Source organism: Streptomyces sp. NPDC090022, assembly GCF_044748145.1.
Lineage (GTDB): Bacteria > Actinomycetota > Actinomycetes > Streptomycetales > Streptomycetaceae > Streptomyces.
This window is the reverse complement of record NZ_JBIVFN010000039.1, coordinates 1-23,153: the sequence shown is the minus strand read 5'-3', so window position 1 is coordinate 23,153 and position 23,153 is coordinate 1. Positions and strand designations below refer to the sequence as shown.

Annotated in this window: 20 protein-coding genes; 8 read left to right on the top strand and 12 right to left on the bottom strand. The window is 73.6% G+C overall.

Annotated features, from left to right (window positions below; translation table 11 throughout):
• The first annotated feature begins 9 nt into the window (after nucleotides 1-9).
• Nucleotides 10-366, top strand: a complete 357-nt coding sequence (locus ACIPXB_RS35825) for an antibiotic biosynthesis monooxygenase family protein (protein WP_401456970.1) — start codon at nucleotides 10-12, stop codon at nucleotides 364-366.
• On the opposite strand, the gene ACIPXB_RS35820 is transcribed toward ACIPXB_RS35825, so the two are convergent.
• Nucleotides 284-796, bottom strand: a complete 513-nt coding sequence (locus tag ACIPXB_RS35820; protein ID WP_401456968.1) for a hypothetical protein — start codon at nucleotides 794-796, stop codon at nucleotides 284-286. The two genes, ACIPXB_RS35825 and ACIPXB_RS35820, sit on opposite strands and share 83 nt — an antisense overlap.
• A gap of 107 nt (nucleotides 797-903) precedes the next feature.
• Here ACIPXB_RS35820 and ACIPXB_RS35815 point away from each other — a divergent pair, with 107 nt between their 5' ends.
• Nucleotides 904-1,593: a MerR family transcriptional regulator gene (locus ACIPXB_RS35815; RefSeq protein ID WP_401456965.1), complete on the top strand. Its 690-nt coding sequence runs from the start codon at nucleotides 904-906 to the stop codon at nucleotides 1,591-1,593.
• 90 nt (nucleotides 1,594-1,683) lie between these two features.
• Here ACIPXB_RS35815 and ACIPXB_RS35810 read toward each other — a convergent pair whose 3' ends face one another.
• Together ACIPXB_RS35810 and ACIPXB_RS35805 are read right to left on the bottom strand one after the other, a co-directional pair.
• Nucleotides 1,684-3,060, bottom strand: a complete 1,377-nt coding sequence (locus ACIPXB_RS35810; protein ID WP_401456964.1) for an aKG-HExxH-type peptide beta-hydroxylase — start codon at nucleotides 3,058-3,060, stop codon at nucleotides 1,684-1,686.
• Entirely contained in the window at nucleotides 3,057-4,304 is a 1,248-nt protein-coding gene (locus ACIPXB_RS35805) for an FxsB family cyclophane-forming radical SAM/SPASM peptide maturase (protein ID WP_401456962.1), read from the bottom strand. The genes ACIPXB_RS35810 and ACIPXB_RS35805 overlap by 4 nt, the downstream gene beginning before the upstream one ends.
• Before the next feature lie 237 nt (nucleotides 4,305-4,541).
• Here ACIPXB_RS35805 and ACIPXB_RS35800 point away from each other — a divergent pair, with 237 nt between their 5' ends.
• The 3 genes from ACIPXB_RS35800 (at nucleotide 4,542) to ACIPXB_RS35790 (ending at nucleotide 9,693) form a co-directional block, all read left to right on the top strand.
• The gene (locus ACIPXB_RS35800) at nucleotides 4,542-4,730 is read left to right on the top strand and encodes a hypothetical protein (RefSeq protein WP_401456960.1); all 189 of its coding nucleotides are present in this window, start codon (nucleotides 4,542-4,544) and stop codon (nucleotides 4,728-4,730) included.
• Nucleotides 4,731-4,907: 177 nt separating this feature from the next.
• Nucleotides 4,908-8,615: an FxSxx-COOH system tetratricopeptide repeat protein gene (gene fxsT / locus ACIPXB_RS35795; RefSeq protein ID WP_401456958.1), complete on the top strand. Its 3,708-nt coding sequence runs from the start codon at nucleotides 4,908-4,910 to the stop codon at nucleotides 8,613-8,615.
• A gap of 64 nt (nucleotides 8,616-8,679) precedes the next feature.
• Complete coding sequence (locus ACIPXB_RS35790; RefSeq protein ID WP_401456956.1) at nucleotides 8,680-9,693, top strand: hypothetical protein; 1,014 nt, start codon at nucleotides 8,680-8,682, stop codon at nucleotides 9,691-9,693.
• Here the strand turns inward: ACIPXB_RS35790 and ACIPXB_RS35785 are convergent.
• The 4 genes from ACIPXB_RS35785 to ACIPXB_RS35770 form a co-directional block, all read right to left on the bottom strand.
• Nucleotides 9,674-12,094, bottom strand: a complete 2,421-nt coding sequence (locus ACIPXB_RS35785) for a hypothetical protein (RefSeq protein WP_401456953.1) — start codon at nucleotides 12,092-12,094, stop codon at nucleotides 9,674-9,676. The genes ACIPXB_RS35790 and ACIPXB_RS35785 overlap by 20 nt on opposite strands.
• Before the next feature lie 63 nt (nucleotides 12,095-12,157).
• Complete coding sequence (locus ACIPXB_RS35780) at nucleotides 12,158-13,258, bottom strand: hypothetical protein (RefSeq protein WP_401456951.1); 1,101 nt, start codon at nucleotides 13,256-13,258, stop codon at nucleotides 12,158-12,160.
• Nucleotides 13,255-14,190 carry a hypothetical protein gene (locus tag ACIPXB_RS35775; RefSeq protein WP_401456950.1) on the bottom strand — a complete coding sequence of 312 codons (936 nt, stop codon included), beginning with the start codon at nucleotides 14,188-14,190 and terminating at the stop codon, nucleotides 13,255-13,257. The genes ACIPXB_RS35780 and ACIPXB_RS35775 overlap by 4 nt, the downstream gene beginning before the upstream one ends.
• Nucleotides 14,191-14,300: 110 nt before the next feature.
• Nucleotides 14,301-15,563, bottom strand: a complete 1,263-nt coding sequence (locus ACIPXB_RS35770; protein WP_401456949.1) for a hypothetical protein — start codon at nucleotides 15,561-15,563, stop codon at nucleotides 14,301-14,303.
• Between the two features lie 308 nt (nucleotides 15,564-15,871).
• Here ACIPXB_RS35770 and ACIPXB_RS35765 point away from each other — a divergent pair, with 308 nt between their 5' ends.
• The 3 genes from ACIPXB_RS35765 to ACIPXB_RS35755 all read left to right on the top strand — a co-directional run bounded on the left by ACIPXB_RS35765 (nucleotide 15,872) and on the right by ACIPXB_RS35755 (nucleotide 17,695).
• Nucleotides 15,872-16,285, top strand: a complete 414-nt coding sequence (locus ACIPXB_RS35765; RefSeq protein ID WP_401456947.1) for a hypothetical protein — start codon at nucleotides 15,872-15,874, stop codon at nucleotides 16,283-16,285.
• The gene (locus ACIPXB_RS35760) at nucleotides 16,282-16,962 is read left to right on the top strand and encodes a hypothetical protein (protein ID WP_401456945.1); all 681 of its coding nucleotides are present in this window, start codon (nucleotides 16,282-16,284) and stop codon (nucleotides 16,960-16,962) included. The genes ACIPXB_RS35765 and ACIPXB_RS35760 overlap by 4 nt, the downstream gene beginning before the upstream one ends.
• Before the next feature lie 151 nt (nucleotides 16,963-17,113).
• Complete coding sequence (locus tag ACIPXB_RS35755) at nucleotides 17,114-17,695, top strand: RDD family protein (protein WP_401457031.1); 582 nt, start codon at nucleotides 17,114-17,116, stop codon at nucleotides 17,693-17,695.
• Here ACIPXB_RS35755 and ACIPXB_RS35750 read toward each other — a convergent pair.
• The 5 genes from ACIPXB_RS35750 to ACIPXB_RS35730 all read right to left on the bottom strand — a co-directional run bounded on the left by ACIPXB_RS35750 (nucleotide 17,638) and on the right by ACIPXB_RS35730 (nucleotide 22,911).
• Nucleotides 17,638-18,354, bottom strand: coding sequence for a hypothetical protein (locus ACIPXB_RS35750; RefSeq protein ID WP_401456943.1), 717 nt, complete (start codon nucleotides 18,352-18,354; stop codon nucleotides 17,638-17,640). The two genes, ACIPXB_RS35755 and ACIPXB_RS35750, sit on opposite strands and share 58 nt — an antisense overlap.
• Before the next feature lie 30 nt (nucleotides 18,355-18,384).
• Nucleotides 18,385-18,969, bottom strand: a complete 585-nt coding sequence (locus ACIPXB_RS35745) for a hypothetical protein (protein ID WP_401456941.1) — start codon at nucleotides 18,967-18,969, stop codon at nucleotides 18,385-18,387.
• A 109-nt stretch (nucleotides 18,970-19,078) separates the two neighbouring features.
• Entirely contained in the window at nucleotides 19,079-21,022 is a 1,944-nt protein-coding gene (locus tag ACIPXB_RS35740; RefSeq protein ID WP_401456939.1) for an exo-alpha-sialidase, read from the bottom strand.
• A 39-nt stretch (nucleotides 21,023-21,061) separates the two neighbouring features.
• Nucleotides 21,062-21,598: an NUDIX hydrolase family protein gene (locus ACIPXB_RS35735; protein ID WP_401456937.1), complete on the bottom strand. Its 537-nt coding sequence runs from the start codon at nucleotides 21,596-21,598 to the stop codon at nucleotides 21,062-21,064.
• An 86-nt stretch (nucleotides 21,599-21,684) separates the two neighbouring features.
• Nucleotides 21,685-22,911, bottom strand: a complete 1,227-nt coding sequence (locus ACIPXB_RS35730) for a cytochrome P450 (RefSeq protein WP_401456935.1) — start codon at nucleotides 22,909-22,911, stop codon at nucleotides 21,685-21,687.
• Nucleotides 22,912-23,153: the final 242 nt, after the last annotated feature.

Sequence of the window (23,153 nt, the reverse complement as noted above, 5' to 3'; positions counted from 1 at the left end):
CTGGGCACCGTGATCATCAGGGTGAGTGAGGCGCGCGTACGGCCGGACCGGTTCGAGGCGTTCCGCGACATGATCGTCTCCGCGGTGGCGGAGTTCCCCGGCCGCCACCCCGGGCTGGTGGACCACGAGGTCCTGCTCGCGCCGCCCGACGCGCTGATCTACGTCAGCCGCTGGCGCAGCGAGCAGGACCTCGTCGGCTACGCCGGCGAGCACTGGCGGGATCAGCCGGTGGTGCTGCCGGGCGAGGACGACTACCTCCTCGAGCCGCTCCGGGTACGGCACTTCACACGCGCGCCCCTGCCCGCGGCGAGCGGCGGGCAGCCGCCGTACGCGCCGGGAGGTACGCCCACAGCGCGACCGCGATGAAGAGGACCTGTTCGGGAACCCTGAACCACAGGGGCGTCGCGGGCTCGCCGTTGAACGGGATCCGCTCGACGGCCGCGTGGATGTTGGCCGGGAGCATCAGGACGAACAGCACGGCGAGGCCGAGCCCGGCCATCGGCCGGGTGCTCTCGCGGACGAGCCCGGCGGCGCCGAGGAGTTCGAGGACCCCCGTGACGTAGACCGCGAGGCGGGGGAAGGGGACGAACGGCGGGACCATCGCGACCAGATCGTCGTGGCCGGGCATGGGCCCCAGGGCGGAGGGGACGAAGTGCGCGCTCGCCGTGAACACCAGCATGACGGCGAGACCGTGCAGGACGGACACCCTCCAGGTCGCGAACCGTCCGACGCCGAACGCGCCGAGCAGTCGGAACAGCAGGGTGGGAACGGCGATGAGCATGAGTGTGCCGAACATGGGAGAGAGCCCTCTCGGTCGGTCGGTTCGTCGGTCGGTCGATCGTGTTCGGGCCGCGCGAACGGATAATAGCGTTATCCATTGTCCGTTGCCGAGGAAGTGAGTGGATGAAGGTCTCCGAGCTCAGCAGGCGCACCGGCGTACAGGTGTCGCTGATCAAGTACTACCTGCGCGAAGGGCTGTTGCCCCCGGGCCGGGCCACCGCGTCCAACCAGGCCGACTACGGCGAGGACCACGTGCACCGGCTCCGGTTCATCCGCACGCTGATCGGGACGCGCGGCCTGTCGACCAGCGCGACGAAGGAGATCCTGGACGCGATCACGGCCGAACAGGACGATCTGCACCAGGTCTTCGGCATCGCGCTGGGCGTACGTCCGACCAGGAGGGGAGCGGACGCCGGTACGCAGCCCGCCGACGGGACCGAGCCGGAGCCACAGCCGGAGCCGGCAGGCCTGGCCGACGCCCGCACGCTGATCGCCGAGATGGGGTGGGAGGTCTCCCCGGGCAATCCGGCCACGCACACGCTGGCCGAAGTCCTGGCCGCACTCGCCGGCCTGGGCGCGGACATCGACTGGCGGGGCCTGATGCCGTACGCCCGGCTCGCCGACAGCATCGCCGACGTCGACATCCGGCAGATGAGCGGCGAGCGCGACGTGCTGGCCCAGGCCGAACGCGCCGTGCTGGTCTCGATCCTCCTCGAACCCGCCCTGCTGGCCCTGCGCCGGCTCGCCCAGGAGGCGAAGTCGTCCCGGCACTTCGCAGGCACCGACCGGCCGGCCGGCACCGACTCGGCGTGACCGCGCGGGGTCCGGGGCGACTACAACGCATCCCGCCCCGGACCGCGTCGTGCAGGTCGGCTGCGTCGGGCGCCCGGCGCGGACGGTCCGTCAGACGGGCAGCGCCCGAACACTTCCCGTCGCCCCCGGCCAGGCCTCCCGGTGGGCCCGCGCCGCCGTTTCGGCGCGGCGGACGGCGGCGGCCGGGAGGGGCGCCCGGCACAGGGCGTCGAGGGTCTCCAGCATCCGGCCCGCGAACCGGGTGCCGAGCGGGGTGAGCCGGCCGGAGTCCAGGATGACCACCGTCGCCTCCCGGGCGGCGAAACGCCAGCGGGCGAACCGGGTCTGCGCGTCGGAGCGCATGCCCGGGTCCGGCTCCGCCTCCGCGCGCCTGCCCCAGAACCGGGCCACCGCGAGATGCGCGTACGCTCCGTGGAAGAGGCCGACCAGCGGGCGCGGGTCGGGGCGCCAGGGCGCGTAGTACAGCGCCTCGGGCCCCTGCTGCCGCTCCTCGAACAGGTCGAAGAGGTGCAGCAGCGCCGCGAACTTGTTGTGCTGCATCTCGTGCGCCATCGTCGCCGCGAAGACCGTGCCGTTCGACGGCAGGGACAGGGCCATGGAGCCGAAGGTCTCCGCGCTGCTGCCGCTGACGCTGCCCCGTCCCGTACCGGGCAGCGGTACCAGGAGCCGGGGGCCCGCGGCCAGTTCCGCGTAGAACTCCGGATGGTCGCGGCGCAGCAGCTCGGTGGCCTCCCGTGCGCGCGACGCCCACCGGTGGGTCTCGTCGGCGTCGAGACCGCCGGGGCGGCCCGCGGCCGCCGGGAAGGCGGGCGGGTCGAGGGTGTCGAGTTCCAGTGGAGCGCCCGTGTCGAACGTGGTCAGCAGGTGTGCGCCCCGCCACCGGCCGGCCGCGCGGTACGGGTCGCCGTGGACCGGCACCGCGACCGGGACCTGCGGGGTCGCGGCGTCCACGACGGTGAGGAGGGCCCGCCCGTCGCCCTCCACGCGCAGTTCTGCGTGATCCCCCGGACGTGCTCCGGGGAAGCACGCCCGGCCGAGCGACGGCAGCGGCACCCAGGAGCCCGGTTCCGCGACCGGCCACCGCACCAGGGTGGGTATCCGGGCCCGGACCGCCGCCGCCGCGGCGAGCGCCGTGAGCCAGTGGAGCGGCGGACCGCCCGGCACCGGCCGCCGCGTCAGCTGCCGCAGCAGGCAGACCAGCACGGGCCCGGCCGCCGGATGCGTCAGGACGGCGGCCGCCGCCTCGGGATCCGCCCGGTGGGCCGCGGCCAGCAACTCCCAGGCGTGGCCCGCCCGCCGCGCCACCGTGCCCCCTGACGCGCGGGCGGCGGCCTGCACGGCGTACAGGCAGGCCAGACGCCGGCTGTGCTCGGCGCGGGCCAGCAGCCGCAGGGCCTCCGCCCCGCCGCCGCCGGCGGCGATCCCGTCGAACAGTGCTCCGGGCAGCCGATGCGGCGACGGAGTCATACGGCCTCCGTCGGCGACCCGGGGCCGCCGGTCGGGCCCGGCACGTCGTGGGCCAGCCGCTCCCGTACCCGGCCGATCAGCGCCGCCAGGTCCGCGCAGTACACGCTCGGGTTGGCGAATCCGGTGTCGTGGCGGTGCCGGGTGGCGTAGTGGCCGCCGCCGCACACGGGGTGCAGGCGGCAGGTGCGGCACGTGGCGCTCAGGCCGTCGGCGCCCCACTGGCGGGCCGCGATCCCCGGATGGCGCAGCAGCTCGTCGAAGGAGTGGCGGTGCACGTCGAGTCCGGTGCGCGTCGCCCCGTCGTACGCGGTGCGCAGGGCGTCGTCCTGACCGAGGGAGCCGTCGGTCTCGACCACGGCATAGCGCACCGGGGCGAGCCCGAGGGCCTCGGTCTGCGGCGTGGCACCGAGCAGCAGTGCCATCAGATCCTCGAGGAGGCGTACGCCCGTCTCGCGCACCGGGGCGCCGTACCAGCGCTCGAAGACCCGTCCCAGCCAGTCCGCGTACGGGGTGCGGCGGCCGGTCGGGTCGAGACCGGGCGGCGGCGTGTGCCAATTGCCCAGGGGCAGCAGGAAGTCGACGGCCGGCGGCCGGTGGACGAGCAGCTCCTCGTAGGTGCGCACGGGATCGTTGCGCAGATCGATCGTGCACAGCAGCGCGCCGAACAGCGGCCGGTAGCGCTCGGTGGCCAGCAGATGCAGCGCGGTGCGGACGCGGTCGTGGCTGCCGCGTCCGTCGGCGCTCCTGCGGTGCCGGTCGTGGGCGGCGCGTCCGCCGTCGGTGCTCACCCCGATCCGCAGGCCCAACTCCCCGCAGAGGTCGAGGCGTTCCTCCGTCAGCCGGACGCCGTTGGTCTGGAGGGACAGGTGCAGCCGCACGTCGGGGCCGACGGTGGTGCGCAGGACCCGTACGGTGCGGGCGAGCGCCTCGTCGCCCATCAGCAGGGGCTCGCCGCCGTGCAGGACCACGCCCGCCTCGGTCAGTCCGTGCGCGGACAGGTGCTCCGCGATCCGCTCCGCCGTGCGGATGACCGTGGCGGGGGCCATGGCCCGCGGCTGCGCGCGCCAGCTCGTGTCGTGCGAGCGGTACATGTAGCAGTAGTCGCAGACCAGGTCGCAGCGGCTGTGCACCTTGAGGACGAAGGAGTGCAGCGGCAGCGGAACCCACCCCGCCGCCTCACGCGCCCGCACGTCGGTCACCCTCGGCCAGGCCGGCTCGCCGGGGCGCAGTGGGGGTCGACCCATCCGCTCCCCCCGAAAGCGTGCGCCGATCCGTCGCGCACCGGTCTCGTGCGCACTCGTTCGGCCAATATTCGGCTGCGGTGTGCGGGGCGTCAACATCGCTAACGAGCCAACGGGGTGCACTGGAAGTGAAGTTGGAGCAGTACAGGCGCGTACGGCGGCTGCCCGGCGGACGGGCGGCGGCGTACCCTGGAGGGGACACCGGCCTCCCGGTCCGCCGCGACTCACGGAGTGGAAACCATGGCAGTCGCCGAGAGCACCTCTCCCGTCCCCCCGGGATCCGACGCGGAGTCGGTCGTCCTGGACATCGCCACGCTCACCCCCGACGACATCGCCGCCCTGCCCGACTCCGTGCTCGGTGCCCTGCTGCGGCGGGTGCACGAGACGGCCGGCGATCCCTTCGTCACCGGGCACAAGGAGAGCCAGTGACCGCACCCGGCCGCGGGGCGCGTCCGGACGGCCGGGGTGGCAGGGCTGCCGCCCGCCCCGCCGGTCGGATCCCGCGCGCGGCCGACCGGGATCAGGGCGGGCCGGGGCCTATACTGACCCCCTGAATGTCCGTTATGCCCAGTTGTATTCGCTGCCACCCCGCCGAGCGGAGAGGTCATGCCAGACGCCAACCCCCAGCACCATGTGGGTTCGTTCGCCGTCTTCTTCACCACCTCCGAGAACCTCGGGCTGAGCACCACCCTGCGCAACACGGCCGACATCCTCGCCGAACGCAACCGCAGCGTGCTGCTCGTCGACGGCCGCCCCGGGGAGCCGGCGGAGCCCGCCACTGTGCCCGAACCGGTGGCAGGGCAGGTCACCGTCGCGGCCCCCGCCACCCCGGACGCGCTCGCCGCGCTCGGCGGCGACCCCGTCGCGGCACGCTACGACCACGTCCTGATCGAGGCGCCGGTGCCCCAGGACCCCGGCGCCGAGGTGCTCGGCAGACTGGCGGAGTCCGCCGACGCGCTCGTGTTCTGCTTCGCGCTCACCGCATGGTCCGTCGACGGCGTCGCCGCGCTCGCGGACGACCTGACCGGCGGCCGCGCGGACCGGCCCGTACGGCTGCTCACCCTCGGGCTCAGGAGCGACGTCGGGGTGGGGGACCGGCTGCGCGAGGGGCGCGAACGGGTGCGCCGCAAGTTCTCGGCGCTCGCCCAGGCCCGCGGCGAACGCGAGTACCCCTTCCTCGAGATCCCGTACAACCCCCTCTACCTGGACAGCCGCGCCCTCGCCGTCGAGACCGAGGACGCGGGCACCGTCGTGGGCCTGCGCCCGTACTACGAACAGCTCGCCGACTGGCTGCGGGTCCGCCGCGCGCCGCGGCTCACCCGCGTCACCGTCGTCCACTCGGGGCGCTACGTCCCCTGGGCGGCCTGGCTGCGCGACCGGCTCGACGAACGGGGCATCAGCACCGAACTGCGCCGGGTCGACGCCTACATGGGAGAGCGGCCCGAGCGCGGCACCGCCCTGCTCTTCCTCTCGCCCGGCGACGGGGACGACACCCTCCTGGCCCAGATCGGCGCGCTGTCCCACACGGACGTGCGGATCGTCCTGGTTGACGAGCCCTTCCCGCACGCCGAGGCGGCGCACCACGAACGCATCGACCTGCGCGCGGCCACCGAGGACGAGGCACTGCGGATCCTCTGCGCCGGACTCGGCCTCGGTCCCGACCGGCCCCGCGAGGGCGCCCGGAGCGTAGGCTTCCCGCGCCTGCCCGAGATCACCAACGTCGCCGCGCGCGCCGGCGCCTTCATCGACCGCGACGACCTGCTCGTCTCGCTCCAGGAGCAGCTGCGCGAAGCCGGCGGCAACGGCGCCGGGCTGGTGCTGCACGGCCCCAGCGGCTGGGGCAAGAGCGAGACCGCGCGGGAGCTGTGCCACCGCTACGGCGGCGCGTACGACCTGGTGTGGTGGGTGCGCTCCTGGGAACCGCAGCGCCTGCGCCGCGGTCTGACGAGGCTCGCCGCGCAACTGGGCACGGCCGAGGGCCGGCTCGGCGCGGCCCCCGCCGACGGCGACATCTCCCGGCTCCTCAACCGCCTCTCGCGCCCCGACCCGGACGCGGAGAGCTGGCTGATCGTGTACGACGGCGCGCCCGACCCCGCCGAACTGAACGGACTGCTCCCCGTCCCGCACGAGCGGGGCCACCTGCTGATCACCAGCCGTGTCGCCCCCGCGGAGGAGGAGCCCGGGAACGGCCCCCCGCCCTACCTGACGGCCACCGCGATGCCCCCCATGACCGGAGCCACATGCGGCGAGCTGCTGGCCGAACGGCTCCCCGAACTCGGCCCAGACCAGGCCGAACAGGTCGGCAGCGTCGTCGACTTCGTCCCGCTGGCGCTGCATCTGGCGGCCCGCTGCCTCGCCGAGCGGGCCGCGACCCACCGCCGCGAGGACCACATGCCGCCCGACACGGCCGCCGCGGCCGCCGTCGCCGACCTCCTGGACGCCTTCCGCGCCGCCAAGACCGAACTCCTGCGCGTGAGCACCACCGGAGCCGTCACCCCGGTCGCCGTCATGGTGCGCGTCGCCCGTCAGTTCGCGCAGGGCACCCCGGGCGCCGCCGCCTGGCGCACGGAGAGCCCCGCACACGACGCGCTCGGCTGGCTGCTGGGGGCGGCGTCGCTGCTCACCGGCCGCGGCATGGGCCTGGAACTGCTGCGCTCGCGCCGTATCCTGTCCGAGCTGGCCCATGACGACTCCTCGGAACCCCGCGGCACCGCAGGAGGCGGAGGCGACGGCGGCGACAACGCGCTGCGCGGACCCCACGACGTGCAACTGCCCGACGAGCACATGGTGAGCGTCGCCCTGTGGTCGCTCGCCCGGGTCGGCCTGCTCGACGTCGACTTCGACAGCGAGGCCCAGCCCCTCGCACAGCACCACGCGCTGCGCGACCTGATCCGCGAGGACATGGACCCCCAGGCACGGCAGTACATAGAGTGGGTCCTGCGCGGCGTCCTCGCCGAGTACGCGCGACACGACGAGGACCTCCCCGCCGACTGGGCACGCGAGGTGTACAGCCTGAGGCTGTGGGAGGACACCCGGCCCCGGGTACGCCGCTCACTGCTCCGCCACCTCCAGTCGCTCGGCTCGCGCGGCGAGAGCGCCGACCTCACCCGCCTCCTCGACATCGCCGGCCAGGCCCGGGAGGCGTGGCGCGACGAGGGCGACGAGCAGAGCCCCGAGTACCTGCGGCTGCTCAACCTGACGGCCCGCGCCCACCGGCTGTCCGGGGCGCACGAGAAGTCCCGCGAACTCTCCCAGGAGGCGCTGCGCGGCCACCGCAGACTCCTCGGCCTCGTCCACCCCCGGACCCTGCTCTCGGCCGACTCGCACGCCGCGACCCTGCGCGCCCTCGGCCGGTTCGGCGACGCGCTGGTCCAGGTCAGACCCTCCGTGGAGGGCCTGACCCTGCTGCTGGGACGGCATCACCCGGCGACCGCGCAGGCCGAGTACAACCTCGCCCTCACCGAGGCGCTCACGGGACGTGTCAGCGCCGCCCTCACCCGGCTCCAGGAACGCTTCCGCCACCGGCAGGCCGTCGGCGGCAAGGACGACCCGGGTGCCTGGGGCATGACCGACCTGCTCGCCTACCTCTACCGGGCGACGGGGCGCGACGGCGAGGCCCGGGACCTGCTGCGCCAGCGGCTGCGCCGGCACGGCGACGTCTGGGACGGACCACGGCTGCGGACCGAGGTCGGCCTCGCCGCCAGCGAGCGCCGCCTCGCCGACGGCTTCCCCGCCGTCCGGGACCCCCGCTACGGCTACGAGATGGCCCACGAGCGCGACCTGCGCGCCCTGCGGCTGTACGTCAACCGCTTCGGGCTCGAAAGCCTGGACACCCTGCGCTGCCAGTTCAGCTACGCCGCCGACCTGCACGCCCTCGGCAAGGCGGACGAGGCGGAGACACAGGCCCGGCTGTGCGGGCAGGTGCTGGGAGAACGGTTCGGCGTGGGCCACCCGTTCACGGCGCTCAGCAACGTCCGGCACGGGGTGTACCTCCGGGCGACGGGCGACCTGGCGCAGGCGGAGAGCCTGGGCCGCAACGCCGTGGACCGGCTCACCTTCAAGCTCGGCCAGGCCCACGCCTGGGTCACCGCCGCGGAGAACTCGCTCGCCGCGACCCTCGCCGCCGCCGGCCGGCGGGAGGAAGCCGTCGTACTCGCCGAGAGCGCCCTGTCCAGGCTGCGCGACCTCGGTGTCGCACACCGCCCCGACGGGCGGCGGGTGCGGGCCCATCACGCCCGGCTGACCGGTGCCGACACGGACCGCCCGGCCCCGCCGTCGGGCTTCGACATCGACCTGGAGCTGCCGGACCTGTAGGAAGCGGACGCGACCCCGTAGCAATCTGGAAGCCTCCCGTCGTACAACGAAAGGCGAGTGGACCGTGGCAGCCCCGGCACCGCAGCTCACCGAGACGCTCAAGGAACACCACTGGCGTCCCGAACGGCACGGCAGGATAACCGCGTTGTGCGTCGAGGCGGTGACCGGGGCCGGCGGGATCAGATCGCTGTCCCACTTCAGCAACGGCATCCTCGACTTCGTCGTCGGCCGCACCGACCGGCACCCGCTGAGCAGCATGGTCACCGACCCCGGCGACGCGGCGGAGGAGGAGTCCCTGCCCGGCAGCCGGCTGCTGCTGTGCTCCCAGGACGTCAACGCGCTGCTGCTGCCGCTGGGCACCGGAGAGCTGATGCGCACGGTCGTCGCCCACGGCAGGGGCGGCCTGTGGGGCGGGCGCGTCAAGCCGGGGGAGTACCTGGCGGCCATCGCCGACGACGCCGGCAACGTCGACCTCATGGACGGCGTGTTGAACGATCTGGTCACCCGGATCCGGGTCGAGGTGCACCGGCTGTCCGACGAACTGCCGGGCGGAGACCGCAAGGCCAAGCCCGGTCTGTCCTCCGTCGACGGCGTACGCGACCCCCTGCGCGTCGACTTCGGCACGGCCGCGCCCGCCGATCCCGGGTACGAGGAAGGCCTGCGCGCCCGGTGGACCGGCCATGTGAACACCACCGATCTCCACTACGCCGCCTACTACCGCGACTGGACGCTGGTGTGCGCGGGCGACGTCTTCGAATCGCCCGACCTCGGCCACAAGTTCATGAACGTCAGCGTGCGCACCCGGCGCAGCGCCTACCGGGATCTGTCCCGGGGCCTGCGCGGTCACCTGGTCCGCCTCACCGACGCGCTGAACCTCGTCGCCCCGGCGGACCCGGGCCGTCCGGCCGTCGAGCGGCTGGTCCTGGACGTGCAGGAGGGTGCGGTCTACCTCGTCTGGATCTCGCCGCGCGAGTTCCTCGTCGGGGTCACCCTCGACCAGACCCAGGTCGGCAACGCCGACCGACAGCTGATGCGGCTGGCCGACGCCGTCCGGGGGATCACACCGCCGCCGCGCTGAGCGCGGACCACACCTCCTCCGCGAGCACCTCGACCGTACGGGCCGCCGTCAGCGGGTGGGGCGGGCCCGGGCTGCCCAGCAGATGCGTCGGGAGGACCTCGACCGCGCTCTCGTACTCCCGGCAGATCCGCCGCAGCTCACCCCACTGGAAGTCACTCGGGGCGCCCCGCGCGGCGGACCGGTGCCAGGCCGCCACGGAGCCGCGGAAGTGCTCGGTCAGTGCCCGCACCAGGGTGGCGCAGCCGAGGACACCGAGGTCTTTCTGCGTCGCGGTGGGGTGCCGTTCGGCCGCCCTCCCCGCGATGCGCCGGGTGACCGTGTCGAGGACCTCGAGCGCCTCGTGGAACCGGTGCCGTACCGCTCCCGGAAGATCCGCGGCGACCGGTTCGGGGTCGGGCTCCCGCCCGGGCGGGTGGTCGAGGACCGCCGTCGGCCCGCCCGGGGACGGGGCGGTCCGCGCCCCGCCGGGGGCCAAGGCACGCGATCGCAGCTCCGGGACCCAGGTGTTCATCACCCGGCGCAGTTCGGCGAGTTCGGCGGTCTGCTGCTCGAGGTCGCGCCGCATGCGCTCGCCCAGCTGGACCAGGCCCTCCTCGCGGCGGCCGTCCGAGAGCCGCGTGCCCAGCTTGCGCAGCGCCGCGTCCACGGTACGCGGGAAGTCCCGCTGCTCGTACACCAGCGGCCGCGAGCCGATCGAACGCCCGAGACGGTCCTGCATGGTGTGCGACACATGGCCCCTGACCACGAGCAGCACCTCGCACCGGCCCGGGCTGACCGCGCTGCGCAGACTGTGGACCTGGGCGGCGATCCGCTCGGCGTCGTCGGCGACCAGGACGGAGTTGGTCAGGAGCACCGCGAGGTAGGCGTTCGGGCCGGGGGAGAGCCAGTGCAGCACCTCCTCGGGGGTCCCGGGCGGGGACGAGAGGCGGTCCGGGACCGGGTCGCGCGAGGCGATCCGCCACTGCCCGAGGTCCAGGGCCTTGCGCACGTCCGTCACGATGTGACGCCGCGAGACCTGCTCGTGCAGCCGGCCCACCGCCAGCAGCACGTCCCTGGCGCTCACGCGCCGTACGCCGCCCTCCGAACCGTCCTCCCGGGCGCGGTCCCGGTCCTCGGCGATCTGCCACGCCTGGCGGCAGGTCTTGAGGACTTCCCGGGGCACGCCCTCAGTCAGTTCGTGCATCAGCCCGATCGCCTCCCGGTCGAACGGACCGAAGGACGGGCCGGCGGTCGGGTAGGCGGACGGTTCGGCGTTCGGGCCGGTGGACGGGCCGGCAGGTGTGCCGGTGCCCCCGCCCGACCCGCCGCCCGCCGCGACGTAGGCGGCGACCAGCTGTCCGGTGAGGCGTTCGTCGAACGCGGCCGGCCACAGCTGCACCAGCCGCTCGTGCACACTCGGCCGCAGCTCGCGCAGCCCCCGCGGCGACACGCAGAAGACCAGCAGACCGCCCTGGCTGGCGTAGATGTTGACGAGCCGTTCGAACGCGTCCATGAAGGTGCGCAAGTGGTCCTCACGCCACTCCAGGACCTTCTCCAGGGAGTCGATCAGCAGTGCGTACGGGCTACTGACCGTGCCGTGCAGGACCGCCTGTACCGCCAGGGCGTCGAAGACCCGGTCGATGCCGGCGTTGATGTGCTCCGGGCCGCTCGTCCCCGCGGAGGGCCCGATGGCCTCGGTGATGCCGCGCTCGCGCAGCGGCTCGGCCGGTTCCTCACCGCGCAGCCACTCCCACACCATCCGGGTGAACGACGGATCCTGGAACAGCGCCAGTGCGGTGGCGAACCGGCGGTGCTCGGTGACCGAGCCCATCGCGCGGCGCAGGTCCGCATGGATCACCTCGGGGTCGTAGCGCAGCGCCGACACGACCTTGTCGGGGTCGAGGCTGCCGGCCCGCAGCGCCGACGCGATCTCGTCCAGCCCGCCCAGGCGCGGATCGTGGCCCTGGGCGGCCACGCGGTTGGCCATCACGTAGGTGTAGTAGCGGTGGACGAGTTTCTCGAAGCGCCGTTGGCCCTGAGGGGTGTCGCCCGGGCCGCGTAACCGGTCCCGGTACATCCGTCCCATGTCCTGCACCGGCTCGTCCATGCTCCACAGCGTCAGCGGTTCCGGCAGCCCGCCCAGGTCGTCGGAGACCTTGCGCAGCGCATGGCTCTTGCCCAGCCCGAACTCGCCCACCAGCGCGATCACCCGGCCCCGGCGGCCTCCGCCCGGCTGGTCGGCGAAATAGTCGTCGACCAGCCGGGAGAGGTCCTCCGTGGTGGGGGTGGAGACCGTCGCGTTGCCCGAGTCCGCCCGCTCGACGGGCGCGTTCCCGAGGCCGGAGGATGGCCCGAGGCGCACGACGGGGGTCAGGGGGAACGGGTTGCTGTGCCAGATGATGTCTCCACTGTCTGGGGCCACGGCGGGCACTCCTCGTGTTTCCAATGATGCGATCCGGGCGGCGGGCAGGTGTGGGGACGTGGGTCAGGATCCGTAGGGTGGCGGGGATCCGCCCGACGGGTCGGGGGCGGGGTCCGGGTCGGGGTCGGGGTCGGGGGCCGGTTCGGGGTCCGGGTCGGGGCTCGGCTCGCCGAGCAGGCGGCGTCTGGCCTCCTGGTTGAGGGCCTCCGCCTGCTGTCTGAGGTGCTCGGCGGTGATGCGGACCGGCTGTTCGTTGCGTATCTGGTGTTCGGCCACGGCGTGGTACACCTGCCGCAACTCCCGTACGTCGGTGGGCTCCCACCCGGTCAGCAGCGACGCGTCGGGGTCGGGGTGGCCCGAGCGGGCGCTCTGGTGGAAGGTCACCCTGTCCTCGTCCTTGAGGTGGCCGAGCGCGAGATGGGTGACCGCTGGGTGCCGCAGCTCCCTGGTCACGTGCCGTGCCTCCTCGGCCTCCCCGAGACTGACCTCGACGAAGAGGACGATCCGGCTCCGCGCATGGCTCAGACAGGTCTTCAGGAAGCGGGTTCGCGCGCCCGTGTCCTTCCAGGCGATGTGCGGCACGATGACGAACAGCAAAGCGTCCTGGGCCTCGAGCAGCTCGCTGATCGTCGTGAACGCGTCCCCCGGCGGCTCTTTGGGCAGCCCGGCGTCGACCTTGGTCTGCTGCTTGCGCAGCTCACCGACGATCTGTTTGAGAATCCTGGAGTTGATGAGCCGGGTCGGCGCGAAGTTGCCGTCGTCGTCCGTGCTGATGGCGCGGCCGTTGTTGCCGTAGCCGGCCGTCATCGCCACGAAGTGCTTCAGCGGCGGTTCCGGGTTCAGCCTGCCGATGTACTCCCGCGCCTCGTGGACGCACCGGTGGATGAGACTGGTCTTGCCCATGCCGATCGGGCCGGTGACCACGACCAGGCACCCGTGGTCGACACCGCCGTCGACGACTTCCGGGAGGGTGTCCAGCCACTTGCGGAAGACGTCCACCTGGGCCTTGGCGTGATCGACGTCCACCCACTGCTCGCTGTGACCCGCCTCGCTCCAGGGCACCAGGGGGTGATCGTCCCGAGGCGGGGAGGCGACGTTCTTCAGACCCTGCTTCTTCGTCGGCACGCGCACGCCGTACGGGTTGTGCTGGTTGGGCACCGTCATACGGCCGCTCCCCGGTCCGTGCGAGACAGCCGCTCGCGTACGGTACGCCATCTCCACTGGAGGGCACGTCTGTTGAGATCCGACACGCCGCCCAGCGCCTCGTCCACCGACCGGCGGGTGTCCCGGGCCTGCTGTCCCCGCGCGTCCGTGCCCAGCCGCTCGCCGTCGACGAACTCGGGCAGGGGCCCGGCCAGCGGCAGCGTCTCGGCCAGGAACCGGGCCCGGCTGCGGCGCGCGCCGGGCGCGTCGACCTGGGCGAGGGCCGAGTCCAGCGCCTCGCGCGCGGTCACCACCGCCGTGTGGTCCGCCTGCGCATCGTCCTCGTAGGCCCTCAGATACTCCCGCGCGGCGGCCCGGTAGGCGGCGGTCGAGGCGTCCAACTGCTGTCCGATCCGGCGCCGTTCCGTGGAGAGCCGCTCGGAGGCCTGGCCGCCGAGGGTGAGCAGGGCGCCGAGGACGAGCGCGGGCAGGGCGGCGAGGAACGTCGTGAGCCAGCCGTCGTCCTTCTTGGCCTCGCCCCCCGCGCCCGGGGAGTCGGCGGCCGCCCCCATCAGCGCGGCGCAGGCCCGGCCGAAGTCGTCCCGATGCCGGTCGGCCCAGGTCTCCGGTGTCATGGCGGCGGCGCCGTCGGCGGTGGGTGTCACGGAGGCCGCCGTCGACGTGTCGGGTTCGAGGAGGCCGAGACGCAGCCCCGCGGCGACGAGGTCCGCGCGATGCGCGGTGTCGAGGCAGTACACGAGCTGGACGTCACGTTCCTTGGACCCGGACCCGGACCCGGACCCGGACCCGGAGCTGGAGCGGGACCCGGACCCGGACGGCACGGTGAACGCCGGGGTGGCGGCCGTCAGCAGGAGTGCCGCCCCGGCGGCGGCGCCGACCGCGATCCTCCGCCACCCCGCCCTCGCGCCTCCGCGCCCCGTCCACTGCCTCATGCGCACCCTCCCCGGCCCGTCGCTGCCCCGCCGGTCTCCCGGCCCGTTCCCCTGCCACGCCCGTGGCGCCCGCGTGACACCCTCGTGTTCCGCCCCGGCCGGGCCCGCGTTCAGCCCCCAGGACGCCCGTCCGGCAACGGCTCGCGCGCCAACGGCTCGGGCTTCCCCTGGTCGCGGGGACGCTCCTCGCCGGTGTCGGGTTCCCCCCGGCCGCGACCCCGCCACCGGCGCGGCGCCCCCGTCAGCAGCACCTGCGACGTGGCGTGCAGCAGGTTGACGGTGAGGACGGCGGGACCGACGACGGAGACCGTGCCGGGAAAATCGGGTTCCAGGGCGAGCGCGATGAGGACGGCCGTGATGCCGTTCTGCTGGCCCAGCCCGAGCGCTGCCCTGTCCCGCCGTTCCAGCCCCTTGACGAACACCGGCATGACCCCCAGGGCGACCACCGCCTGCGCACCGAACGCCGTCACGCCGAGGACGAGTCCGGGCAGCAGCGACACCCCCTGGGCCAGGAAGAGCCCGAGGGCGAGGGAGGCGGCCAGATAGGCACCGGCGACGGCTCCGTCGACGACCTTGTCGAACGCCGGTGTACGGACGACCAGACCGGCCAGCGCCACGGCGAGCATCAGCATGCCGCTCGCGGCGAGCACGAGCGTCGCCACGACCAGCACTCCCGTCAGGACGGCCCCGGTCCGCCGGCCCAGCGGCGTGCCCGCGAGCGCCCCCGCCGCCGCCCTCGAACCCGCCGCCGCCCGCAGGCCCCTGCGCCCGGCCCACCACAGGAGCAGGACCCCGGCGAGCAGCGCCGCGTTCAGCGCGAGGCCGTGCACGTAGCCGTCGGCGCCGCCGCCCGCGACGGCCGGCATGCCCTCGCGCCCCGATCTCGTATACGCGTAGGCGGCGACGTACAGCGTCAGCAGGACCGTCATCGGATCGTCGAACGACGCCCATGCCGTGAGCAGCGAACGGGCGCGCGGCGACATGCGGTCGCCCTTGCCGAGCGCGGCGACCGACAGCGGGTCGATCTGGGCCACGGCGATGCCGAGCACCAGGTACTCGGGCCGGTCGAACGCCAGCACCATCACGCCGGCGATGAGGGACGCCTTCAGGACGACGCCGAGCGTCACCGCCGCCACGACACCGGAGAGATCGGCCCGTAACGCCCTCAGGTCGATCGAGTACGTGGAACCGTACAGTCCGACGGCGAGGAGGAATCCCGTGCCGAAGAGGTAGGCGCTGGTGCCGACCAGCGCCGACGGGTCGATGAGCAGGCCGATCGTCACGCCGGTCACCAGCGTGCCGAGCCCGCCGGCCACGATGGCCGGGAACGATTCCGGCAGCCGCCAGGACCGGACGCGTCCGGATGTCGCCACAGCCTCTCCCCCTCCCGGCCCACGCACCTCACCCGGCACCCCCGCCGACGCCGTGGGGCCATTGAATCGTAGGGGGCGCGGACGCCGGGCCGAAAGCCGGACTCCCGCACCCCGTAAGGGAATTACCTCCCTCGGATCACCTCGATGAGACGGATGGCGCGGTCGCGACCGCTTCTGTGCGGTCCTGCTCTGTTAGATGCCCGGCCCCGAAGGTCGCCGAACGCCCTTCTCGGCCGCACCGCGGCAGCACGAACCGCCCGCTCAGGTGTGTTGGCATACCATTTCCGGAAGTGTCAATGGAGGGGGCAATGTTGAACGAGCTCGCACAGGCGGCGTCCGCCGCCATCATCAGTTCGGCCGCCACGGACGCGTGGCCGCGGCTGCGGGACGGCGTCGTCGCGGTGTGGCGGCGCGTGTATCCCGAGCGGGCGGATGCGGTGGGCACCGATCTCGACGCCAGCCGGGACGATCTGCTCGCCGCCCGGTCCGGAAGCGACGAGCTGTCCGAGGCCGAGCTGCGCGCGGAGTGGCAGGGGCGCGTGCGCCGTCTGCTGGTCGAGAACCCGGAGATCGCCGGGATGCTCAGGGCGCTCCTGGACGAGGTCGGCGGGTCGTCCGCGCAGCGGGCGGCCGACGTGGGCGAGGTCCGGATGACCGCGCGGGCGACGGGGAACGCCCGTGTATACCAGGCGGGGCGGGACCAGCACATCAGCGAGCGATGACGGACGAGCACGGCGGCAGTCGCTCGGATGCCCGGGCGTCCGGTCGGGCACGGGTCTTCCAGGCCGGCCGGGACCAGCACGTCACCGAGCAGCACTTCCACGTACGGCGCTCGCGTACGGCGGTGTTCGCCGCCGTCGCGGCGGTCGCGGCCACTGCGGTGGCCGCCGCGGTCGCGGTCGCGGTGCTCGGGCGGGACGATCCGGCGGGGGGCACCGGCGCCGGCGCCTTGCCCGCCCAGCCGCCGGTCGCCTCCGCCGCCGCACCGTCCCGGTCCCCGCAGGTCACGCCCTCGGCCGTCGCGGACACGGCCCCGGGCTGGTCGGGGACCACAGGGCTGACGTACATCGATCTCGACGCGCGCGAACCGAAGTCGCTGCCCAACAACACCGGGGCGAGCTTCTACGTGAACTACGACACCGGTGACAGACCGCAGCACACGATCTACGTCCTGCCGGGGGCCGGTATCGCCCGCTGGCGGGGTGAGGCCGCCCCCGGCCGGCAGAGCTGCGCGGAGCTGATCTCCACTCAGCGGGCGCAGTCCTTCCCGATCCGAACGGGGGACCGCTTCTGCGTGAGTTCGGGCGGGGGCAGGGTCGCGGCGATCAGGGTCGGAGCGTTCGACACCGCCACGGGCTCGTTCTCCGGTGAGCTCGTCGTCTGGGGCGCCGGGTCCTGACCGGCTTCCCGGGGCCCGGCCCGGGGCCGGGCCGGGCCCCTTCACCTGCACCGGTGCAGCATGATGTGGGCATGAGCACGCCACCGATGGATCAGGGGTACCCGCACCACCCGCAGTATCCGGCCCATGGCCAGGGCCACGCCCCGCAGGCATCAGGGTCGCCGTACGCCCCGCAGCCGCCCGCGTCGCCGTATGCCCCGCGACCCCTCACGGGACCCCGTACGGGACCCCCTACGGAACCCCGTACGCGCAGCAGCCGTGGTCCCCCGGGCACGCACCGCAGCGGCGCGTACCGCGGCCCGCGGGCGAGGGGCGGCGGCTGCTGGCCGCGACGGTGGACCTCACGGTGGCGGTGGCCGGCCCGTATCTGCTGGCGCGCGGTGAGGACGGCAGGCCGCTGACCGCCCTGGCCCTGCTGATGGGCGTCTCCTTCGTCAACCAGGTCCTCCTGACGCTGCTGTGCGGGGCGAGCGTCGGCAAGCTGATCACCGGGATACGGGTGGTCCGGGCCGCCGACGGGGAGCGCCCCGGGTTCTGGCGGACCGTGTACCGCTGGCTGTGCGGGCTGTGCTGGTTGCCGCTCCAGCCGTACTACTGGCTGCGGGCCTTCTTCCGCGGCCTGGCAGGGGGAGGCGCCGCCCGCCGCAACGTCGCGGACAACGACGACGGCGAGCTCTACCACGCCGACCTCGCCGGCCTGCGCCACGTCCGCGGCAAGGATCTCGCCGCCTGACCCGCATCCCCGCGCCCGGCGCGTCCCGGGTCCGTCGGGGAGGAGCCGCCGTGAAGATGAGAGGCCGGAACGCCGCGTCCGTGGAGCAGCGCCCTGAGCGAGGCGGCCGCATCGGGTGCGGAGTCGAGGGCGGTGACCTCCGTATCGCTGACCCGGAGGGTCGGGAGCCAACCGTGCTGGGACGGCAGGAGATCCGCCAGCGCGTCCCGGAAGGCACGCTGGCGATGACGGCCCCCGTCTCCGGGGAACAGCGGTGGTTTCGGCCGGGCGAAACCACCGCCGGGTTCGCGCCCGGAGAGGGCCCGCGAGCGGGCCAGCCATCGAGCGGCGTCGAAGCCGAGCTCCGTCCCTGCCGGATAGTGCTCCAGGGTGAGGGCGCGGGCCCCCGTAAAGTGCTGCTTCTCGTCGACCTCCAGAATCTGGCGCTGCCCGTCCTCGTAGGCCAGCAGGACGTCCAGGCTGCGCCGTTCACGACGAGGGGCCTGCTCCGGGAGGACCAGCCCGGTGAGGGCGCCGTACATCACCGAGACCGTCTCCCACATGGCGCGGCACTCGGTCCGCCCCGGCCGCCGTAGCCAGTCCGGACAGGCCTCCGGCACGACGTCGGCTCTCACGGCGTCGGCCAGGAGACGGGTGAGGCGGTTCTGCACCTCTTTCACGGCAACTCTTTCACCACCACGCCCACTTCCTCAGGGGAGGGCCGGGGGATTCTCGGCGAGTTTGCTTTCGTGCTCGGCCAGCCAGCTGCGCAGGTCGGTGCAGGACGTCAGACCCCGGCCAGGGTAGTCGACCCGGTAGCCGTTCGTGTCGTTGCCCGGCAGACCCGTTTCCAGGCACCGCAGGGCGTGCGGCAGGGTGAAGGCGATGCCGTGGGCGTTCTTCCGGACCTCCTGGTCCGGGTGTCCGCCCAGGATGACGGCGGCCGAGGCGGCCTTCGCCGCGAGCTCGTCGGTGCCGGTACGCAGGGCTTCGACCGTGCCGGGGTCCCGCTTGGCAGCGTCACCGAGCCGCTCGTGGCGCTCCATCAGGAAGCGCACGCGGTGGGACGCCTGCACGAGTTCGCCGTACCGCGCGATCCGTTCGTTGGCGCGTGCCGTCTCCTTCAGCCCGTCCGCCTGGGTGCGGGCCGCCTCCACGGTGCTGCGGGCCTGGGCGCGCCCCGTGTCGAGGATGCTGTCGGCGTGCAGCCATCCCGCCGCCACGGTGGCCAGCACCGCGGCGAGCGCGACGTACGAGGGCGCGTGGTTCTCCATGTGGGCGCTGAAGGCGGACATGCGCGGAATGATCACAGGCCCCGCACCGTCGGGCCAGTCCGGAACCGGCCATTGCCGACGGTGCTCGCCCCGTGCGCAACCGCTTCCGTATCGGCTACCGCGCGGACGGTTACCAGATGGTGGAGAAACCCAGGCGCAGACGTTCCTGATCGCCCGCCACGTCCAGTGCGCCGCCCCGGACGGCGGCGGCCTCCTCCGTCGTCAGCCCGCGGCCGAAGATCCGGACGTCGTCGAGGCCGCCCTTGAAGAGTTCGGTGACCCCCACCGGCTGGTTGGGGAAGTCGGGCCGGGCACCCACGTGGACGGTGAAGTCGTCGGGCGGAGTGATGTCCCCGGCCGGGGCGGCCGCGGTGAACTCCTGGCCCCCGTCGACGGACAGCACGAGCTGACCGTTCTGGCGCTTGAAGACGGCGTGGTGCCAGTTGCCGTCGTTGTGGGAGGACGTGGTCCTCACCTCCGCGTACCCGTCGCCGGTGCTGATGGCGGCGCGCAGCTGGTTCCTGCCGGGCTCGGCCTTCAGCCAGAACTGGCGGACCTTGTCACCCATGCCGTACCCCCAGATGATGGGGAGCCCGCCGCCCGTGGCCGAGTGCTTGAACCACGCCGTGACGGTGAAGTCGCCCTTGCCCAGGCGCAGCGACGGGGAACAGCTGACGATCCGCAGGTAGTCGTCCTGGCCGTCGAGGCCCATCGCCTTGCCGGAGCCGCGGTCGGTGAGCTGAGCCCCGCCGTGGACGAGCGCATGGTTGCGGTAGTTGTTGGGGCCCGTGTCCGAGGTGCGCGGCAGGCGCAGTTCCTGCTGGGCCGCGTCCATGTGAGCCTCGGAGAAGGACGTGAAGCTCACATTGCTGTGCGGGATGTTGTTGGCGTTCTCGTACAGCACCCCGATGGTCCCGGTGGCCGACAGCGTCAGGTCCGAGTAGCCGGACCGGCCCGCGGTGACCAGCGTACCGACGGTCTGCCAGGTCTTCCCCTCGTCGAAGGAGGAGCGCACCGCCAACTCCCGGCGGTCCTCAAGGGTGTTCGGGCCCAGGCGCGCCGGGGCCGAGAAGAGCAGCCGGTCCCGGGCGCCCCCCATGTCCTTGGCGCGCATCCGCAGCAGCGAACCGAACACCGGGACGGTGTCGAGGCCGGCCACGGGCGTGAACGGCGCGGCGAAGGTCGCGCCGCCGTCCGCACTGGTGGTCGCCAGCCGGTGCTGGTCGGTCTCACACCTGGCCGAGCTGCGCGCGTTCACGTACAGGCCGCCGTCGGTGGTCTCCACGACGGTCAGCTCACCCGGGTGGGCGGTGCTCTTCTCGACGTCGGAGCGCGCGCCGAGGGTCCAGGTCAGTCCGCCGTCGTCGCTGTAGTACAGCTGGCCGCCCGCCTTCCCGTCCGTGGTCGCATGGTCACCGGTCACGACCAGCCGGCCGTGGTGCGCGCCACGGCCGAGCTGGATGCCGTGGCCCGGTCCGGTGGAGACCCAGGTCCAGTCCACGGGCTTCAGGTGGCCGAGCGAGGCCCCGTTCTGCCACGCGGCCCCTTCGTCGACGCTGTGCGCCACCCGCAGGCTGCGGACGCCCCGGTTGAGGCTGCCGTCGGGGTTCCGGCTCCAGTCGCTGGTGGCGTACAGCAGGGAGACGCGGCCGGTCACGGCGTCGACGACCGGTGAGGGGTTCCCGTGGGCGTCGTCGTCGTTCGCTCCGGCAACGACGGTCAGGGGCCCCCAGGTCTTCCCGCCGTCCGTCGACTTCTTCATCACGATGTCGTTGTGCCCGATGTCGCTGCACGCGCTGACCCGGCCCTCGGCGAACGCGAGAAGGGCGCCGGAGCGCGCGGTGACCAGCGAGGGGATCCTGAAGCAGGAGTAGCCCTCGCTGCCGGCGGCGAACGGTGTGGTCGTCTGGGACCCCACCGCGGCGGAGGCCGTGACCGTCCCCGCGGTCGCCGCGGCCGGGGCGGACGGCACCACGGCGGTGACCCCGAGCACGGCGAGCCCGAGCGCGGCCGCCGCCCAGGCGGGCGCGGCCGAGCGCCGTATGCCAGGGCGTTGCTGACGAGCAGATGACATGAGAGGTGTCTCCCGTTCCGACGACTTCCGGGCGTCGCGTCAGTAGATGTGGCCCATGTGGGCCAGTGCCTGCTTCAGCAGCACTCCGTGGCCGCCCGGCATCTCGTCCTGGACGGCCGGGGAGGCCGCTTCCTGCGGACTGAACCAGACCAGGTCGAGGGCGTCCTGCCGCGGGCGGCAGTCACCGGTGACCGGCACGACGTACGCGAGGGACACGGCGTGCTGACGCGGATCGTGGTACGAGGAGACGCCCACGGTGGGGAAGTACTCGGCGACCGTGAACGGCTGGAGCGAGGCGGGGATCCGGGGCAGCGCGACCGGGCCGAGGTCCTTCTCCAGATGGCGCAGCAGCGCGTCACGGATACGCTCGTGATGCAGGACGCGGCCGGACACCAGCGTGCGGTTGACCGTGCCGTCCGGTCCGATGCGCAGGAGCAGGCCGATGCTGGTGACCTGGCCGCTCTCGTCCACGCGGACGGGCACGGCCTCCACGTAGAGGATCGGCATCCGGGCCCGGGCCGTCTCCAGCTCGTCCGTGGTCAGCCAGCCGGGCGTGGTCTCGGTTGCGTCAGACATTTCTTGATCATACGTTCCGGACCCGGTGCTCCGCAGGATCCGCGGGCAGGGAATCCCCGGCCATCCGGCCCGTGCCCGCCGGTGGCTCACCAGGTCACGTACAGGGTCTCCGGGGAGCGGTGGATGAGGGTGGGGCGCATCGACGGCGCCGGGCGCCGCCCGTCCAGCCGGAGACCGGGCAGGGTCCCGGAGAACAGCTCCAGCGTCAGGTGGAGTTGCGCACGCGCCAGCCGGGCGCCGGGGCAGTTGTGCGGCCCGTGGCCGAAGGCGAGGTGCCGCCGGTCCGCGGGGCGCCGGATGTCGAACCGGTCGGCATCCGGGTGGCGGCCCCCGTCCCGGTTGGCCGACGCGTAGGCCACGAGTACGGTCGCGCCCGCCGGGAGCCGCGTGCCGGCCAGGGTCACCGGCCGCGTGGTGACCCGCCGGAAGCCCTGGATCGCCGGGTCGAAGCGGGCGGACTCCTCCACGGCCGCCCCGATCAGCGCCGGATCGGAACACAGCAGCGACCACTGCTCCCGGTCCGCGAGCAGATGCAGCAGCGCGGTGGAGATCAGCGCACTCGTCGTCAGGAAGCCGGCGATCAGCAGGTTCTGCAGGTTGGCCACCAGCTCGTGGCGCTGTTCGAGGCTCAACTCGCCGTCCCCGGGGGCGAGGGCCGCCACCAGGTCCGTGCACAGGTCCTCGCGGGGGCGGGCCCGCCGGTCGCGGACGTACCCGTCCAGCAGGTGCTGGAGCGCCACCACCTCCTCGGCGGCGGCCATCTGCCCGGCCGGGGACAGGGGGCGGAAGAACAGCTCCTCGGCCCGGTAGCCTCCCCGCACGGCCGCGGGGACATCAGCGGGGTCCAACCCGATGAGCCGGCCGATGACCAGCCCGGGCAGCCGGCGGGCGTACGCCTCCACCAACTCGGCCGAGCCCTGGCCGAGGAACTCCCCCACCAGCGCGTGCGCCTGTTCGCGGGCGTACGGAAGCACCGCCGCGACGCGGCCCGAGGACAGCCCGCGGTTCAGCGGCATCCGGTAGCGACGGTGGGCCGCGCCGTCGGAGGACACCACGGTCGGCCGCGGCCCGAACCCCCGCGGAAGGACGCCGAGCGCCCCCTCCGAGAGGGGTACGTCGGGCAGCAGCGCGTTGGCGGAGGAGAAGTCCTCGGCACGCCGCAGCACTTCCCGTACGTCCGCGTCCCGCGCGACCAGCCAGGCGTCGACCTCCGGCACCCAGGTCAGACCGTCGGCCCCGCGGGCCAGGGCATAGCGCGGATAGGGGTCGCGGTAGAACGCGTCCCGCTGCGCCTGCTGGTCCCCTGCTGCCACACGGCCCCCTCCCGGGCGCGGCACCGCCCCTCCGGACGGCGTCCGGCGGACGTTCCGGTGCGACGCGCATCCTGCCGGACACCGGGCCCGCCCGAAAGACCGCGTGCCCGTGCCCGGGCGATGCCCCTGCCCGCGGCGAACGGTCCGGCCTAGAAGGCTGCTGAAAATCTGCTGTTCTGGCCCCGGCTCGGTGGAGCTGGGGCCAGTCTTGTTGGCATGCAGGGGGAATGGGCCGGGGAGAC